The sequence below is a fragment of the Telluria sp. RB2R28 genome, from assembly GCF_059685835.1.
Map to the genome: position 1 here is coordinate 895,028 of NZ_JCASIK010000002.1, position 17,528 is coordinate 912,555.

The 17,528-nt window shown below is 64.3% G+C and carries 13 protein-coding genes; 5 read left to right on the plus strand and 8 right to left on the minus strand.

Annotation, left to right across the window (positions count from 1 at the left end):
- Nucleotides 1–52: 52 nt before the first annotated feature.
- The 6 genes from AC56LV_RS11555 to edd form a co-directional block, all read right to left on the minus strand.
- Complete coding sequence (locus tag AC56LV_RS11555; RefSeq protein WP_499557750.1) at nucleotides 53–2,101, minus strand: acyltransferase family protein; 2,049 nt, start codon at nucleotides 2,099–2,101, stop codon at nucleotides 53–55.
- Nucleotides 2,098–3,369 (minus strand): GDSL-type esterase/lipase family protein, encoded by a 1,272-nt coding sequence (locus tag AC56LV_RS11560; protein WP_499557752.1) that lies wholly within the window; start codon nucleotides 3,367–3,369, stop codon nucleotides 2,098–2,100. Before AC56LV_RS11560 ends, AC56LV_RS11555 begins: the two co-directional genes overlap by 4 nt.
- A 280-nt stretch (nucleotides 3,370–3,649) precedes the next feature.
- Nucleotides 3,650–4,348 (minus strand): penicillin-insensitive murein endopeptidase, encoded by a 699-nt coding sequence (locus tag AC56LV_RS11565; RefSeq protein ID WP_499557754.1) that lies wholly within the window; start codon nucleotides 4,346–4,348, stop codon nucleotides 3,650–3,652.
- Complete coding sequence (locus AC56LV_RS11570) at nucleotides 4,345–4,881, minus strand: Rhs element Vgr protein (RefSeq protein WP_499557756.1); 537 nt, start codon at nucleotides 4,879–4,881, stop codon at nucleotides 4,345–4,347. Before AC56LV_RS11570 ends, AC56LV_RS11565 begins: the two co-directional genes overlap by 4 nt.
- Nucleotides 4,882–4,901: 20 nt before the next feature.
- The gene (gene eda / locus AC56LV_RS11575) at nucleotides 4,902–5,525 is read right to left on the minus strand and encodes a bifunctional 4-hydroxy-2-oxoglutarate aldolase/2-dehydro-3-deoxy-phosphogluconate aldolase (protein WP_183555656.1); all 624 of its coding nucleotides are present in this window, start codon (nucleotides 5,523–5,525) and stop codon (nucleotides 4,902–4,904) included.
- A complete protein-coding gene (gene edd / locus AC56LV_RS11580) occupies nucleotides 5,522–7,441 on the minus strand; it encodes a phosphogluconate dehydratase (RefSeq protein ID WP_499557758.1) in 1,920 nt (639 codons plus the stop codon). Before edd ends, eda begins: the two co-directional genes overlap by 4 nt.
- A gap of 230 nt (nucleotides 7,442–7,671) precedes the next feature.
- On the opposite strand from edd, the gene pgi reads away from it, so the two are divergent.
- Both pgi and AC56LV_RS11590 read left to right on the plus strand, forming a co-directional pair.
- Nucleotides 7,672–9,315, plus strand: a complete 1,644-nt coding sequence (pgi, locus tag AC56LV_RS11585; RefSeq protein ID WP_499557760.1) for a glucose-6-phosphate isomerase — start codon at nucleotides 7,672–7,674, stop codon at nucleotides 9,313–9,315.
- Nucleotides 9,316–9,456: 141 nt separating this feature from the next.
- On the plus strand, nucleotides 9,457–10,353 hold the full coding sequence (locus AC56LV_RS11590) for an SMP-30/gluconolactonase/LRE family protein (RefSeq protein WP_499557762.1): 897 nt from the start codon (nucleotides 9,457–9,459) through the stop codon (nucleotides 10,351–10,353).
- Nucleotides 10,354–10,406: 53 nt separating this feature from the next.
- On the opposite strand, the gene AC56LV_RS11595 is transcribed toward AC56LV_RS11590, so the two are convergent.
- On the minus strand, nucleotides 10,407–12,815 hold the full coding sequence (locus AC56LV_RS11595) for a TonB-dependent receptor plug domain-containing protein (protein WP_499557763.1): 2,409 nt from the start codon (nucleotides 12,813–12,815) through the stop codon (nucleotides 10,407–10,409).
- Between the two features lie 144 nt (nucleotides 12,816–12,959).
- The gene (locus AC56LV_RS11600) at nucleotides 12,960–14,393 is read right to left on the minus strand and encodes a methyl-accepting chemotaxis protein (RefSeq protein WP_499557765.1); all 1,434 of its coding nucleotides are present in this window, start codon (nucleotides 14,391–14,393) and stop codon (nucleotides 12,960–12,962) included.
- 259 nt (nucleotides 14,394–14,652) lie between these two features.
- On the opposite strand from AC56LV_RS11600, the gene zwf reads away from it, so the two are divergent.
- Genes zwf through AC56LV_RS11615 form a run of 3 tightly spaced genes read left to right on the plus strand, consistent with a single transcriptional unit; the run spans nucleotide 14,653 to nucleotide 17,519 of the window.
- A complete protein-coding gene (gene zwf / locus AC56LV_RS11605) occupies nucleotides 14,653–16,122 on the plus strand; it encodes a glucose-6-phosphate dehydrogenase (RefSeq protein WP_499557767.1) in 1,470 nt (489 codons plus the stop codon).
- Nucleotides 16,123–16,131: 9 nt separating this feature from the next.
- Nucleotides 16,132–16,986 (plus strand): SIS domain-containing protein, encoded by an 855-nt coding sequence (locus AC56LV_RS11610; protein WP_183555662.1) that lies wholly within the window; start codon nucleotides 16,132–16,134, stop codon nucleotides 16,984–16,986.
- 35 nt (nucleotides 16,987–17,021) lie between these two features.
- The gene (locus tag AC56LV_RS11615) at nucleotides 17,022–17,519 is read left to right on the plus strand and encodes a free L-methionine (R)-S-oxide reductase MsrC (RefSeq protein ID WP_332531379.1); all 498 of its coding nucleotides are present in this window, start codon (nucleotides 17,022–17,024) and stop codon (nucleotides 17,517–17,519) included.
- The last annotated feature ends 9 nt before the right edge of the window (nucleotides 17,520–17,528 follow it).

Here is a 17,528-nt window from a genome sequence, read left to right on the forward strand (position 1 = left end):
GTTACTGGCAAACGTATTTTCTCGTTCGGGGAACGCACGCATACGGCTCCCGCTAGTCAATCTGCTGCGTATCCATTGGCGCCGAAGCAGCCTGCCCGCGCTCGTGCTGGACATCAGGCGCGTCGGGTGTTTGCTTCGGTGCCGCAGTGGGCGTCGCTGCGGGACTGGCAGTCACGGGAATTGCTTCGGGCTTCGCGGGCGACGCTCCCAACCTGCTGGCCAGTCGCGGTGCATTGGCAAGTTTGGCAGACACTGCCGCTGCCAGGATACGTTCCCGGGCAGCGTCGGGCGAGAGCGGCTGACCACCGGCGACCAGTTTGATGCGACCAGTGAGCGCAACAATGCCTTTCGGCGTCAGATGAATCCCGTCCTTGACGAAGAATTCAGGATGGTTGTCGGACAGCGCATGCCAGTCGACCACGCGCACGTTCGAAAACTCACCAGCCAGGCGTCCGATAATCTCGTTGTTTGGTGCAGTCCACCGACGCTTTGCCCTCAGATTGATCAGGATAACGGACTTGCGATCGGCTAATTCTTCGAGCAATTTGCGATACTGAGATTCATTGATGTAGCCATTCGTACCCAGATGCACCACCACGGTAGACGCCCTGGCGCCATGGCTGCGCCACGTCTTGATGGCGAGCGAGCCCTCGCTGGCCTGCCGCCCTACCTTCGCGTCGATGGCAATGCCGGGAATCGCCTTCGACAAATAGTGGCTCGCACCAAGCAGCACAGAGTCGCCAATGGCATACATCTCGTCGCCGCCGGAGACCGGCGCGCTGGCGTCCATGCCAGCCTCGGCCGTATCGACTGACCCGGTTGGCGGAGGTGGCGTGACGGGCGCAGGGGCGATGGATGGCGCGGTGGTCTTGGCCTTGCTCTCGGCAAGCGCTGCAGCGCGTTGATCTCTCTCGTGCACCGCTGTTGCCCACATCAGTCCGGCGATGATGGCGTACGCCAAAATGGCGAGCGCTTTGGGCATCGCGCCGGGATTCTTGAGGTCGAACGCTTGCGCATTTGCTTCGACAGCGCGATACAGCAATTCGGCCATTGCCGCCACGATGCCAAGGGCGGCCATCAACACCACCCAATCCGAGAAGTCGCCATGGTCGTGCAACCGCATCCAGACAAATACAGGCCAGTGCACCAGGTAAAGGGAATACGAGCGCGAACCCATCCATTGGCTGAACGGATCACGCAATATTTTCGAGAGAAGAAATGTAGGCTGGCTCATGGTGGCATACATCACCACGCACGTAAGCACGGGTACCAGCAGAAACAGTCCCTGAAACAGGGCTGGATCTGATGTGTTACTCGTCTGCATCAGATACAACAAGCCCGCCAGTGCTGTGACGGCCAGTGCTCGCAGTCCGAAGCGCGGTCGCGCCTTGGCAGGGGCTGCCCACGGATTCCAGAAACCGCCGAGCGCTGCCCCGATCAGCAAACCCATTGCGTGCGTGTCTGTGCCAAGATAGAGCCGATTGTGGCCGCTCGCATCGGCACCGGTGACATACAGATAGGCCATCCACGCCGTACTGAGCAAGGCCAGCGACAGCGCGGCATTTCCGACGGCCCGGGCGCTGAAGTGGCGCAGCAGAATGTAGGCGATTGGCGGCCACACGAAATAAAACTGTTCCTCGACTGCCAGCGACCACAGGTGCCTAAGCACATGCGGCGTGCTGTCGAAGTAATCCTGGCCGTCGAGAATCTGCCACCAGTTCGCCCCAAAGAACAGCGCAGATGGCAAATCCTTCAGCATGACCGCCGACGCTTCCTGGGAAATTTTATCTGTCGCCAGATATGCCACGCCAATCAATACGAACACTGGCGGCATTAAGCGTTTCAGGCGGCGGAAATAAAAGCTCAGGAAATCGAGCTTGCCGTCTTTGCGGTATTCCTTCAGCAGGATAGCGGTAATGATGAAGCCGGAGATCGTGAAGAAGATATCGACACCGAAAAAGCCTGCATTGGCCAGTCCGGTGATCTCGCAATGGAACAAGATGACCGACAAGACCGCCAAGGCACGCAGTCCATCGAGTTCTAAAAAGCGGTCGGATTGCTTGGTGATTGCAGAAATAAGAACTGGATTATTCGTTGTCATTTTTTATTTTTAAGTGGAAACTCTTCAGCGAACATACGTCCGCTCGCGACGTAGCCTTTGGCAGTCAGGTGCGTCAGGTCGCTCTGCATCTGTGGCGGGTTCATGCCGGCCCAGCGTTTGGCGGCTCCCGGCCCGCCCATGGCCGCTTGCCAGTCCCAAAAGCCGCAGTCGTGTTCGCTTGCCACCTGGCGCTGCGCCAACGCGATCTCGCGGTGAATGGCGGCATACCTGAGCGATGCGGGTGGGCCCGTCGCCCCCACCACGCCGCGATCAGGCGGACCGATCAGGACACAGCGCGAGCGTGGATAAAAGGTACGGATTCTGGTCAGGCTGGCGCGCACATCGGCGAGATAGGCAGTGCGATCGAAGCGACCCGCGCCTTCGTTGGTGCCTGACTGAATCAGGATGAGATCGTAATCCGGCGCGCGTGCTGGCATGCCGCGACGCTCACCAGCGTTGATCAGCCTGTCGTCAGTGTTCGACCAACCGCGCAGGGTCGCTCCGGGGATGCTCAAACCATCAACGACGGCGGCCGGCATGCCTTGGTGGCCTGGCTCGAAACCATGCAAGGTGACCGCGCCCGAGACCAGCCGTATCCGCAGCGTTGACATCGGCCCGTCGGGCGTCAGATGCAGCGCCTTCGCGTCTGTCCGACTCAGCGAAATCATCTGTTCTGGTGCGCCATCGATCGACACCGCGAGAAGCAGCGATGCATCGGGCTCGCGTTTCTCGTACAGGATGGTGAGCTGATTGAGGCGGTGGCCTGGCCGGGGCGCGCGAAAATCGAGGAACACCGTGGCACCGGGGGTAGCCGAATGCATACTCAGCAGCCCCTTGGAAAACGCCCGCGTGCCCGGCTTTTCCTTGTAGGCGTAGCGGGTCGTCCAACCAGTGCTGGCGCAATAGTCCTTGAGTGGTAACGCCAGACCACGCACCTGAAGGCCAGCCTGAATGAAAGCCGGCAGCACGTCTTTTCGTTCGATACCGTAGCCTTGCAGTACCCCGTCAAGAAAATGGACGGCCGAAGTCAGGCTGTCGCCCCATACCGCCATGCTGAACGGCGACGGCGACGGCGACGGCGACGGCGACGTCGCCGACACCGGGTCCGAAGAGGGGCCGACGCGCCACGTGAATCCAGGCGCCCCGTATGCCGCCTGCGCTCGGTTCACGATTCGACAGGGAACTCCAGCATCGAACGCCTGCGCGGTGGAGGCCACGGATAGCGTCAGGAAAAAAACAAACCGGGGCAACGGGACGAAGATGCGCATGATTCTGTCAGCGAGCGAAACACGTTGGTGGCCCACGCTAACGGCGCCCCGGTCGAAGCAACGCTGAATCAAGGAGGACCCGCCGCAAATGGTGCGCGCGACTGGCCGCTACTCACCGATTACACAATGGAAAGATGTGTTGCGCAGATTATATCTAACCAAAAATGATAAATGCTAACCAATTGTAACTTTCTGATTAGCAATAATCGATGTCACCTTAGATCAACGGCGGCCAATGCCGCCGTCACGCACAAGGCCCTGAACGCTGAGGGCTAAAAGTCTAGGGTGAGACGTGAATCGCCGCTGGGGCGCACTTGACCGAAAAATCGACGTGATAATGCTCGTCGTGCCGAACCCAGGGCCTGGTCTTCATGAAAGGCAGCGACTTGATACGCTGGCCTGCCGGTGTGGCAAGTACACGCGGGATGTAGGCCGGCTCCAGAATAACGCGCGCAATACCAAACCCATGGCGCCGTGCTTCCAGGTCCAGCTGCGCCAGGTGCGCGGCGATGGCGGCAAAGTCGATGCGCAAGTCCGCAAGCTTGCCTGCATCGTCGAATTCCAGATCGTACCCATAGTGGTTATGCGCGGTGCGCGGCAACTGCGCCGGCAGGCCATTGCGGCCGCGCACTGGCACCATGAAGTCCACCGATGTCCCGTTCTCATGTGTGCGATGGGGCGGCATCGGCCCGCCAGTGCGCAGGCCCGTCTCGCCATAGACGTACTGCACGTCCGGCATGCTGCGAGACAGCGTGGAATATGCGCCCAGCACGACGTCGCGTACCTGCGCATGAACCCAGGTGCGGCCAAGCTTGAGACCGAGTTCCGAATAGGCCGCGAAGTTGACGCCCGCAAGCGGCAGGGCGACTGCGCCTTCGATGCGCCCGCTTCCACTGCTGCCAAAACAGGTGCTGGCCAGCGCGGGCGCACACAGGACCGTGACGGCCAGCATTGCGCCCACGGAAAACGGGCGCATCATGCCGCCAGCCAGCGCGCCGGCCCACGCGGCAAACTGGCGCGGCTGGCAGGGTCGGCCAGAAACAGCGCCAGCACCTTCTCGTACAACGCCAGGCTGTCGCGGTAGCGCTGCTGGCGCATCGCCTCGGGCCGGCGCAAGTGTTTGAGCACGAAGTAATCCGCCAGCAAATCGCCCTGCGCTTCCATATTGAAGTCCTCCAGCGTCGAATCTTCGGTCAGCGTGTAGCCATAGGATAGCCCGATCCGGAACGCGCCGCGCAAACGCACCGGATACCCGAGCTGATGCTGCCAGACGTGCACCATCTCGTGCATGAACCAGTGGATTGCGGGCGGATCGCCGCGTGCATAGTCGGGGAGAAAACAGGAGTGGTGAAAATACATGCTGCCGTTGGGCGTCATGCAGCAGTTCCGTGGCTGGAACGGCATGTAGCGGCGGTTGTGGATCCGCACGCGGGTGACATCGATGGCGTCGCCGAACAGCAGCGACGCCAACCTGATTTCACCTTCGCTCAGGGGGCGAAAGTACGAGCGCACGATGTGTCGCCCGCCGCCAGTCAGCTGGCGCGCAGCGCCGCGGCGGCTTTGGCCAGCGCGGTGATGTGGGCCCAGTCGCCGGCCTCGATCGCGTCCTTCGGCGTGAGCCACGAACCGCCGACGCAGGCGACGTTCTTGCAGGCCAGGAAGGCCGGTGCGGTCTCGATCGTGATGCCGCCGGTCGGGCAGAACGTCATGTCCGACAGCGGGCCGCGGATCGCATTGAGCATGCCCACGCCGCCTGCCTGCATGGCCGGGAACAGCTTGACCTGGCGGAAGCCCGCTTCGCGCGCGGCCATCACTTCGGATGGGGTCATCACGCCTGGCAGCAGCGGCAGGCCACTCGACTTGGCAGCGGCGATCAGCGCTGGCGTCAGGCCTGGCGATACGCCGAACACGGCGCCGGCGTCGCGCGAGGCGACGAATTCTTCGGGCGACGTCAGGGTGCCGACGCCGACGATGGCGCCTTCAACTTCGCTCATGGCGCGGATCGCGCCCAGGCCGTGTTCCGTGCGCAGCGTGACTTCGAGCACGCGGATGCCGCCGGCGACGAGCGCCTTCGCCAATGGCACGGCGTGGGCCGGATCGTCGATGGCGATGACAGGGATCACGCTCGCCGAGCGCATAATTTCAAGTAAGGTCATTTCTGCGTCCTAAAGAGAAAGTCTTCGTCTGAACCCGGCACGACCTCATTGGCGTCCAGGCCTTCGTGCAGCGGCACGATGGTGGGGATCGGCGACGGCAGCGGGAACGTCGCCGCGCCCTGCTCCGCGGCGCTGATCGAGGCGCGGAACATCGTAAACAGTTCGCGGCCCATGCCGATGTGGCTCTTGCTCAGGTCGGTCGTGGCCTGCTTGCGCGCAGCCCATTCGTCGGCCGGCACCAGCGCCTGCAGCGTGCCGGTGGTGGCGTCGACGCGGATGATGTCGCCGTCGCGCACGAGGCCCAGCGGGCCGCCGGCCAGGATTTCAGGCGACACGTGGATCGCCGCAGGGACCTTGCCCGACGCGCCCGACATGCGGCCGTCGGTGACCATCGCCACCTTGAAGCCGGCATCCTGCAGGTTCGACAGCGCTGGCGTCAGCGCGTGCAGTTCCGGCATGCCGTTGGCGCGCGGGCCCTGGAAGCGCACCACCGCCACGAAATCGCGATTGAGCTGGCCGGCCTTGTAGGCGCCCATGAAATCTTCCTGCGAATCGAACGTGATTGCTGGCGCTTCGATCACGTGGTAGTCGTGCTTGACGGCCGAGATCTTCATCACGGCGCGGCCCAGGTTACCCTGCACCAGCACCATGCCGCCGTTGGGGCTGAACGGGTTCGATGCCGGGCGCAGCACGGTTTCGTCGCCGCTCTGGGCCGGCGTGTCGCGCCAGATGGTCTTGCCATCTTCGCCCAGGAACGGCTCCTTGCAGTGGGCGCGCAGGCCATGGCCCAGCACCGTATTGACGTCTTCGTGCGCCAGGCCAGCATCCAGCAGTTCGCGGATGATGAAGCCCGGGCCGCCGGCGGCCTGGAAGTGGTTCACGTCCGCTTCGCCGTTCGGGTAGATGCGCGTGAGCAGCGGCACGACCTTCGACAGCTGGTCGAAGTCGTCCCAGTCGATCACGATGCCGGCCGCGCGCGCGATTGCCACCAGGTGCAGCGTGTGGTTGGTCGAGCCACCCGTGGCATGCAGCGCGGCGATGGCGTTGACGATGCATTTCTCGTCGACGATGCGACCGATCGGCATATAGGTGCCACCCTGCTGCGAAATCGCCACTGCCTGGCGCGCTGCGCTTTTGGTCAGCGCATCGCGCAGTTCGGTGCACGGCGTGATGAACGCGGCGCCCGGCAAGTGCAGGCCCATGACTTCCATCAGCATCTGGTTGCTGTTGGCGGTGCCGTAGAAGGTACAGGTGCCGGCGTCGTGGTACGACGCGGCTTCGCATTCCATCAGTTCTTCGCGCGTGGCCTTGCCCTGCGCGTAGAGCTGGCGCACACGCGCCTTCTCTTTGTTCGACAGGCCCGACGTCATCGGGCCGCCCGGCACGAAGATGCCCGGGATGTGGCCGAAGTGCAGCGCGCCGATCAGGAGGCCCGGCACGATCTTGTCGCAGATGCCCAGGTACAGGCTGGCGTCAAACATATTGTGCGACAGGCCGACGGCGGTGGCCATGGCGATGGTGTCGCGCGAGAACAGCGACAGTTCCATGCCCGGCTGGCCCTGCGTGACGCCATCGCACATGGCGGGCACGCCGCCGGCAAACTGGGCCACGGCGCCGATTTCGCGCACGGCGTCCTTGATGATCTTCGGATAGCCCTCGAACGGCTGGTGCGCCGACAGCATGTCGTTGTAGGAAGAAACGATGGCCACCGACGGCTGCTTGACTTCACGCAGCTTCAGTTTGTCGTTGGCCGGGAACGCGGCGAACCCGTGGGCGAGGTTCGTGCACGACAGCGCGCCGCGCTGCACGCCCTGGATGCGGGCGGCCTCGAGGTGCGCCAGATAGGCAGCGCGCGACGGGCCGCTGCGCTTGATGATGCGATTGGTAACCTGTTCGACTACGGGGTGGAGCGCCATGTTCGTTCCTTCCTGAATTTAGTATCTGAAATTTTACTACAAATCGGACCACTGCGCTCTTCAGCGACTCCCGATGCTGTATGGCTGAGCGTGAAGGCGCGTTCCGAAAAGCGCCGGTAGTTGGTGTCTTAGCGGCGCACACGCGCTTTTATGTAGTGAATTTACGCGCAGATAATTGTATTATTCGATAATCTGTTAACGACAACATTGTGCCACGCACCCCGGACCCCATGCGCCAGCCATCCTTGACCAGTACCGCCAGCTTCCAGGCCCTCGCCCAGCACGCCGACATCGCCACCACGTGGCAGATGCGCGATCTGTTTGCCGCCGACCCGCAGCGCTTCGAGCGATTCAGTGACGAGGCTGCAGGCCTGTTCCTAGACTATTCAAAAAATCGCCTCGACGGGCGCACGCTTGAACTGCTGATGCAGCTGGCGCGCGAGCGCGGCGTCGAGGCGCGGCGCGATGCGATGTTCCTGGGCGCGCGCATCAACAACACCGAAGGCCGCGCCGTGCTGCACACCGCCCTGCGCGCCCCGCGCGGTGCGTCGCATGTCGTCGACGGCGTGGACATCAACGCCGACATCCACGCCGTGCTCGATCGCATCAAGACCTTCACCGATGCGGTGCGCAGCGGCGAATGGCTGGGTCACACCGGCAAGCCGATCACGGACATCGTCAACATCGGCATCGGCGGCTCGGATCTTGGCCCGAAGATGGTCGTGCTGGCCCTGCGCCACTATGCGCATCCGCGCCTGCGCATGCATTTCGTCTCGAACGTCGACGGCCACGACATGGACGCCGCCCTGGGCCAGGTCGATCCCGAAACGACGCTCTTCATCGTCGCCTCCAAGACCTTCACCACCACCGAGACGATGATGAACGCGCAGACCGCGCGCCGCTGGTTCCTGGCGCACGCTTCTGAAGAGGCGTTGGCGAAGCACTTCGTCGCCGCATCGACCAATACGGAAGCAATCAAGGCCTTCGGCATCGACCCGGCCAATATGTTCCCGTTCTGGGACTGGGTTGGCGGGCGTTATTCAGTGTGGTCGGCGATCGGCCTGCCGGTCGCGCTGGCCGTGGGCTTCGGCTACTTCAAGGACTTCCTGGCCGGCGCCCACGACATGGATGAACACTTCCGCAGCGCGCCGCTCGAGCAGAACCTGCCGGCGCTGCTGGGCCTGATCGGCTTCTGGAACCGCCAGTTCCTCGAGTGCAGCTCGGTCTCGATCGCGCCGTACCACCAGGACCTGAACCGCTTCCCGGCCTATCTGCAGCAGCTCGACATGGAAAGCAACGGCAAGCGCGTCACGCGCGACGGCCAGCCAGTCGACACGCCAACCTGCCCGGCAATCTGGGGCGAGTGCGGCACCAACGGCCAGCACGCCTACTTCCAGCTGCTACACCAGGGCACCGACGTGACACCGATGGATTTCATCGCTGCCCTGCGCCCGGCGCACGAGATGGACCACCACCACACTGCCCTGCTGGCGAACTGCTTCGCGCAGTCGGAAGCCTTCATGAAGGGCAAGACCGCCGACGAAGTGCGCGCCGACCTGACGGCGCAAGGCTTGCCGGCGGACGAAGTCGAGCGCCTCACGCCGCACAAGACCTTCCCCGGCAACCGCCCGAGCAACACGATCCTGATGGAGCGCCTGACGCCCACCACGCTGGGCGCCCTGATCGCGCTGTACGAGCACAAGACGTTCGTCCAGGGCGTGCTGTGGGACGTGAACAGTTTTGATCAGTGGGGCGTCGAGCTGGGCAAGGTATTGGCCAAGAAGATCGAGGCCGAGCTGGCGGGTGAGCCGGCGCCGGGCCTGCACGACAGTTCCACCAACGGCCTGATCGCGCGCGCGAAAGCCGCCGTCTGATCGTACTCCTGGTAGGGTGGACGGGTTCCCCGTCCACGCGTTCAACGATCTTTGGCACGCCACAAAATCGGATTCATTTGAACGCGTGGACGGCATAGCCGTCCACCCTACGCCTGATCCCGAACTTTTGAGGCCAAGACTATGGCAACCGAAAAATTTGAAGTGGTACACGATGCGCCGATGCTGGTGGGCGAATCGGCGATCTGGCACGAAGTCGAGTCGGCCCTGTACTGGGTCGACATCGAAGGCCTGACCGTCAACCGCCTGCATGCGGCCAGCGGCAAATTCAGCTCATGGAAGATGGGGTCGAACCCGTCCGCGCTGGCCATCGACGACAACAATTTTCTGGTCGTGGCCACGCGCGAGCGCCTGCTGCGCCTGAACACGACCGACGGTGCGGAAACCCCGATCGCCGATGCGCCCTACGATACGTCGAAGGTGCGCTTCAACGACGGCCGCGTCGACCCGGCGGGCCGCTTCTGGATCGGCACCATGTACGAGCCGCGCGACCAGCCGGCCGCCGAGATGTACGTGCTCGCGCGCGACAACCTGCGCTGCGCCTGGCGCGGCGGCATGACCAATTCGAACGGCCTGGCCTGGAGCCTGGATGGCCGCACGATGTTCCATGCCGATACCACCACGCACCGCATCGACTGCTACGACTTCGATGTGGCCACCGGTGAGCACAGCAACCGCCGCACGATCCTCACCTTCCCGACCGATAAAACGGCGCCGGACTACGGCGGCCGGCCCGATGGCGCGACGATCGACTCTGAAGGCATGTACTGGGTCGCGATGTTCGAAGGCGGGCGTGTGCTGCGCATTTCGCCAAACGGCGAGATCCTGCGCGAGATTAAGCTGCCGGTGCGCTGCCCGACGTCGGTCTGCTTCGGCGGGCCCGACCTGCGCACGCTGTACATCACCAGCGCCAGCCAGGGTCGGTCCAGCGAAGAGATCGCGCAGTATCCGCACACCGGCAAGGTGCTGTCGGTGCGGCTCGATGTCGCGGGCCGCGAAGAGCCCGAGTACGCGATCTGAACCCGGAGCGCGATCTGAAGCCCGGGTCGCGCTGAACCCGGGCCCGCACCTGCTTACCAGGTGTAGCCGGCCTTCACATAGAAGTAGCGGCCATTGAAGCCGTTCGGCGCCCACACGCTGTACGGCTGGGTGCCGTTCACGTTCAGGTTGGCCCGCGACGTGACCTGCGCTGGATAGCGGTTGGTCACGTTGTCGATGCCGGCCGTCAGGCGCCACTGGTTCAGGCGCACGCTCGCTGCCAGATCGAGTACCCACTGCGGGTCGTAGTTCTGGTCCAGCGCCGGATCGTTCTGCGGCACCGTGAATTCGCCGTAACGCGTCACCACGGCGCGGCCATTCCACGCACCCTGGGTAAAGTCACCCGTCAGGCCAAGCTTGTCCTTCGGCGAGCCGACGGTCAGGCGGTTGATGCTCTGGCGGTCCACCAGCGACAGTCCCTGCCCCGACAGCACCGCTGGCGACGCCGCCACACCCTGCACCTCGTTGTCGTTATGGTTGTAGGCCAGCGTCAGGTCGGCGCGTGCGCCTTGGGCGAAATTCAGGCGGTACGTGCTGACCACGTCGACGCCCTTGGTGCGCGTGTCGACCGCGTTGGTGAAGTAGCGCGCCGCGCCGACGAACACACCCTGGGCCGCGAGCGCGCGTGACAGCGCCGGCGCATTGGCCAGTTGCAGGTTCGACGAGAACACGATGCGGTCGTCGATATCGATGCGGTACAAATCGACCGTCGTGGTCCAGTTGCGCGTTGGCTGCCACTGCGCACCGATGCTCAGGTTGCGCGCCTTCTCGGCCTTGAGCGGCTGCGCGCCCAGTGCACGGGCGGCGGCGCTGCCGACCGGGAACGTGCCCGTCTCCACCAGCGCGCTGGCGCCGTTCACGAGCAGCGTGTTGGTGGTGGTGATCGTGTAGAACGACTGGGCCAGCGACGGCGCGCGGAAACCGTTCGAGGCCGTACCGCGAAGCGCGAAGGTCGGCGTGAACGCATAGCGCGCCGATGCCTTGGCCGAGTTCGTGCTGCCGAAATCGCTGTAGCGTTCATGGCGCAGCGCCAGGGCGCCCGACAGTGCGCTCGTGATGTCGCCTTCCAGGTTCAGATATACCGACTTGTTGTTGCGGCTGTTTTCGCCTGCATTCTCGGGGCGGAAGCCCGAATAGCCCTGCGCGCCGGAACCGAAGTACGAACCGGCTTCGCCTGCGCCGATTTCGTAGGATTCATGGCGCGCTTCCAGGCCCAGCGCCACCGTCAGCGGACCGCTCATGAACGACACGGGAATCTCGCGCGCCACGTCCAGGTTGGCCAGGCTCTGCTTCGAGGTCAGTTCGCCCGCATAGAAGCTGGTCGGGCTGGCCGCGCCCAGGCTGTAGTTGACCGTGTCGTTGACGTCGAGCGTGAAGCGGTTGCGGCCATGGTTCAGGCTCGCATCCCAGCGCCAGCCGGCGGCCACGCCGCGCAGGCCCGTCACGATCGAGGCGTCGACCGAGGTGCTGCCCAGCAGCGGCTGGAAGCCTTCCGGATACAGCGGCGAGCGCAGCGTGGTGCGGTTGTTGTCGGTGAACGCGGTGCGGAAGGTCGCCGCCGACGAGGTGTCGCGCTCGCCGTAGCTCGCAAAGGCGTACCAGTCGACGTCGTCGTTGATGCGCACTTCGCTGTTGACGAACAGCGTGCGCGGACGGCTGTCAGGGTCGCCGTAGCGCTGGGTGATCAGGCCCTGGCGTGGGCCGGCGGACGGGCGCGGGTCGGCAAACGAGCGATTGGTGGCGTTGCGCTCGGCCGCTTCGACGGCGATGCGCACCCAGCCATCCTGGCCCAGGTTGAAGCCCGCCGAGCCGCGCACGGTGCCCTGCTCGCCGTCGCCGGCGTCATACTGGCCATACACCACTTCCGCTTCGCCGCCCTTGGCGCCGCGCTTCAAGATGATGTTGACCACACCGGCGATGGCGTCCGAGCCGTATTGGGCTGCGGCGCCGTCGCGCAGCACTTCGATGCGCTCGATCGCCGCCAGCGGAATCGCATTCAGGTCGACCGGGGCCGAGCCGCGACCCAGCGTGCCGTTGACGTTGACGACGGCCGACGTGTGGCGGCGCTTGCCGTTGACCAGCACCAGCGTCTGGTCCGGCGACAGGCCGCGCAGTTGCGCCGGACGCACCGCGTCGCTGGCGTCAGCGCCGCTCGGACGGGGGAAATTCATCGATGGCAGCAGGCGCGAAAGCACGGTGGCCAGCTCGCCCGAGCCGGTGCTGAGCAGTTCCTTGTTGCCGATGACGTCGACGGGCGACTCCGAGTCGAGCGTGCGGCGGTTCAGTGAACGGGTGCCGGTGACGACGATCGTCTGCACGTCCTGGGCGGCCGGCGCCGGTGGCGGCGTATCCTGGGCCAGCGCGGCGGTCGGGGCCAGGGTCGCGATCAGGCTCAGGATCAGGACCGCGCGATGCGGGTTGGCGTGATGGTGCTTGCAGCTCATGGGGGCTTCTCTTCTTCTGGTCGGTGACGGCGGTACCTCGACCGCCGAAGGGACGCGAAGCTTAACAGGCCTCCAATTGCGTTGCCAATATCGATTTTGCCTATGCTTATATCGGGAACCGGCAGATAGCAGCAGGCGTCCCGATCAGCCCATCATCCGGGCCGAATCGTAGCCGATCCGCACCGCGCCCCAGTGCTTCCCGTCGAGTACGATGGGCATCGACAGATCGTTGATCACCTCGCCCGTATCGCGCAGATAGGTCTGCAGCAGGAACGGCTCGCGGTTCTTCGCCAGCCGGATGCCCACCGGATCGTCGAAGATCCGCTTGTTGCGGCAATACACCAGGTCGTGCTCTCGCTGCCCGTTGGGCGGGCGCGAAAACTTGGTGTTGTGGGTCGGCGCAAAGCCGCGGTTGTCCACGGCCAGCGCATAGGCGGCGCCCGGCAAATCGGTCAGCACGCGGTCGAACAGGATTTGCAGGTCGCGCTCGACGATGCGGTCGTACGACGTAGTAAAGCGCGGCGGATCGGACTGCGCAATCGGCTGGTAATGCTGGTCGAACACGTTGGCGCCGGCCTCGGCGTGGCGCTTCAGGCACGCCAGTACCTCGTCGCGCAGCACGGTGGTGGCATCGACCAGCGCGTCGAACGGCGTGCCGCCGGTGCGGAAACCCGCCAGCACGCCCTGCAGCTCCTCGGTTGCCAGCCGCACCTCGTCGACCCGGCGCGACGCATCCTGCATCGTCGCCGCCGCACCGGACGCATTGCTCGCCACTTCGCCGACGCGCGCCCCGATCTGCTGGTTGACGCCGTCGAGCGACTGCATCGCCAGCGCCATCTGGTCCACGGTCGCGGTCATGCGCTCAAAATCCGCCACAAATGTCGTCAGGTGGCTCGCCGCGCTGCCGGCCTCGCGCGCCGAGACGTTCACGCCATCGAGAATATTGGCCGTCGCGCTGGAGGTCGATGCCACCAGCCCGCGCATTGCACTGCTGGCGGTCGCGATCTTCACCGCTTCGGCGTTGACCACCTGCGACAGGCGCCGCACTTCGGATGCCACCACGGCAAACCCGCGCCCGGCCGGGCCGGCGCGCGCCGCTTCGATCGCGGCATTGATTGCCAGCAGATTGGTCTGGTTGGCGACGTTTTCGATGACGGTGCCGAATTCACCGATCTCGTGCAGGTGTCCCACCAGTTGCGAGACGGTGTCCGAAAAACCGTGCACCTGCGCCTCGATGGTGCGCATGCGCGCTTCGAGGCGCGTCAGTTCATCCATCGACTCGCGCGCCGTGTGCAGGTTGCGCGCGGCGGTGTCGGCGATGCGCAGCGTACCGGCGTTGACATCGGCCGACAGGTCGGTGACTTCGCGCGCCGCGACGGCCAGCGCGCCGGCCGCCTGGTGCTGGCGCGCGGCCTGGGCCTGGGCCTGGTCGACTTCCTTGCGCAGGCGCGCAGCGTTGATCGCCGTGCGGATGCTGCCATCGCGCGCCTTGACCACCAGCGCGCGCATGCTGCCACCCACGGCCCGATCACCGAACGGCCACAGTGCCCGTCCCAGATGTTGCATCCAGCCCATCATGTCTCCCTCGTCTTCGCAGCTCGCATGGCTGCGATATTTACGTGTGGAAACTATAGTCCTGATCCACTGCCCTGTCATGTTCCAATGTCTGGTCGTCGCATTCCCACCACTTGGGGCGCGCCGGTGCGTCCCCAACTATGTCAACATAAACTGTTGCGCTTGCCTTTCGTAGTAGATTTTCTTGTAAGGTGCTAGTTTATGTAGTAAATTTACATGCAGTCCCTTCCTGTTTTCATTCTCTTCACGTACCCAGCTCATCATGGCGATTCCCGATTTCGACCTCGTATTCTTTGGCGGCAGTGGCGACCTTGCGATGCGCAAGCTGTTGCCTGCCATGTTCGCGCGCGATGTGGCCGGCGACCTGCCGGCCAGCGCCCGCATCATCTGCGTCGGGCGCGACGACGCCACGCAGGAAGAATTCCTGCACATGGTCGAGACCAACTCGAAGCCGCACATCAAGGAAGCGCCGTCGGGCGCCAATTGGGACAAGTTCATCGGCCGCATTACCTATGTCGCCCTGAACGCCACCGATGCCAGTACCTACGGCGACCTGGTCGCCGCCCTGCGCGCCGATGAATCGCTCACACGCGTGTACTACCTCGCTACGCCGCCACAGATCTTCGCCAAGATCTGCGACAACCTGGCCGCCACGGGCCTGGCCACGCCCAATTCGCGCGTGGTGCTCGAAAAACCGCTGGGCCGCGACCTGGCCTCGGCCAAGCAGATCAATCTGGACGTGGGCAAGGTCTTCGCCGAGTCGCAGATCTACCGCATCGACCACTACCTGGGCAAGGAGACCGTGCAGAACCTGCTGGCCCTGCGCTTTGGGAACATCCTGTTCGAGCCGCTGTGGCGCCGCGAATGGATTTCGGACGTGCAGATCACCATCGCCGAGAAGATCGGCGTGGGCAACCGCATGGGCTACTACGACAACTCGGGCGCGCTGCGCGACATGCTGCAGAACCACTTGCTGCAACTGCTGTGCATCGTGGCGATGGAGCCGCCGGCATCGATCGCGCCGGACGCCGTGCGCGACGCCAAGCTGCAGGTGCTGCGCTCATTGAAGCGTTTCACGCCGACGACGCTGACGCACAATATCGTGCGCGGCCAGTACCGCTCGGGCTATATCGATGGCCAACCGGTGCCCGGCTACCGCGACGAACCGGATGCGCCGAAGAGTTCGCGCACCGAGACCTTCGTGGCGATGAAGGCCGAAATCGACACCTGGCGCTGGGCCGGCGTGCCGTTCTATCTGCGCACCGGCAAGCGCATGTCCGACCGCCTGGCCGAAATCGTTGTGCGCTTCAAGCCGATCCCGCATTCGATCTTCAACCAGCCGACATCGAGCTTCCAGCCCAACAGCCTGGTGATCCGCCTGCAGCCCGACGAAGGGCTGTCGATGAACCTGATGGCCAAGACGCCGGGCGATTCGATGCGCCTGAAACAGGCCGAACTCGAACTCGATTTCCGCGAGCAGTTCACGTCGCCGCGCATGGAAGCGTACGAGCGTCTGCTGCTCGACGTGCTGCGCGGCCAGCTGACACTGTTCATGCGCGGCGACGAGCTGGAAGCGGCGTGGGAATGGGTCGAGCCGATCCTGGAACACTGGGAACAGGACGACAGCTCGCCCGCCCCGTACACGTCCGGCACCTGGGGGCCGGCTGCGGCCAGTGCCCTGATCGGGCGCGACGGCTTGCAGTGGCGCGAAGAATCGCTGCCCGAAGACTGAGGCTGACCAATGCTGCTCGACTCGATCCGCACCCAGCTCGACACGCTCTCCAAATCGGAGCGCAAGGTGGCGCTCGCGGTGCTGGCGGCGCCATCGGGCACCGTGAGCCAGAACATCACGGCGCTGGCGCGCAACGCGGGCGTGTCGGAACCGACCGTCGTGCGCTTTTGCCGCACGCTGGGCTACGACGGCTGGCACGAGTTCAAGCTGAAACTGGCGCAAGGTCTGGCGCTGGCCCTGCCCGGCGCCAACGAGGCGCCGCACCAGGACGATCTGGCGTCGGACCTGATCAACAAGATCTGCAGCCGCTCGATCAACACGCTGCTCGACCTGCGCAACAATCTCAAGCCGGAGCTGGTCCAGCAGGCCCTTGAGATCCTCGCGCGCGCCAACAAGATCGAGTTCTACGGCCAGGGCACGTCCGGCTTCGTGGCGGCCGACGCGCAGCACAAGTTCTTCCGCTCGGGCGTGCCGACGGTGGCCTACACCGACCCGGCGATCCACTCGATCGCCGCGGCCCTGCTGCGCGAAGGCGATGCGGTGGTCGCCATTTCGCAACGCGGCAACAACCCTGCGCTGACCCGTTCGGCCAAACTGGCCAAGGCGGGCGGCGCGCAGGTCATCGTGCTGGCGCCATCGGGCACGCCGCTGGCCGAGATGGCCACGCTCCTGATCCCGATCGACCTGGTGTTTGCGACCGACCCGTACACGCCGATCTCGGCGCGCCTGGCCTATCTGGTCGTGATCGACGTGCTGGCGGTGGGCCTGGCGCTGCGGCGCGGGCCGGAGTTTCGCAAGAAAATGCAGAACGCCCAGAAGGCGCTGCAGGAGTTCGACATGCAGTTCGATTCGTTCATCGGCTAAAATAGTTTTTTTATTGACCGCCAAATGGCAACGCCATGCACATCAATCCAGAACGCAGCGACCGCCCCGATTACGACCTGCTGGTACGCCAGGTCACAAGCATCCTCGAAGGTGAACGCGACCTGACGGCCAATGCGTCGCAGTTCTCGGCCCTCGTCTACGACACCATCGCCGACCTGAACTGGGCTGGCTTCTACTTCACCGTGCCGTCCAAAAAAGGCGAAGGTAACGATCTGCTGGTCGGCCCGTTCCAGGGCAAGCCCGCCTGTGCGCGCATCCCGTTCGGGCGCGGTGTGTGCGGCGCCACAGCCGTCAAACGCGAAACCATCGTGGTCGCCGACGTGCATGCGTTCCCGGGCCATATCGCCTGCGATTCGGCGTCGGCCTCCGAGATCGTGATCCCGGTGCTCAAGGACGACCGGCTGATCGGCGTGTTCGATATCGACAGCCCGAAGCTCGAGCGCTTCAGCGACGAAGACCGCGCCGGCCTGGAAGCCATGCTGGCCGCGTTTGTCGCCGGTACCGATTTCTAAGAACATTCA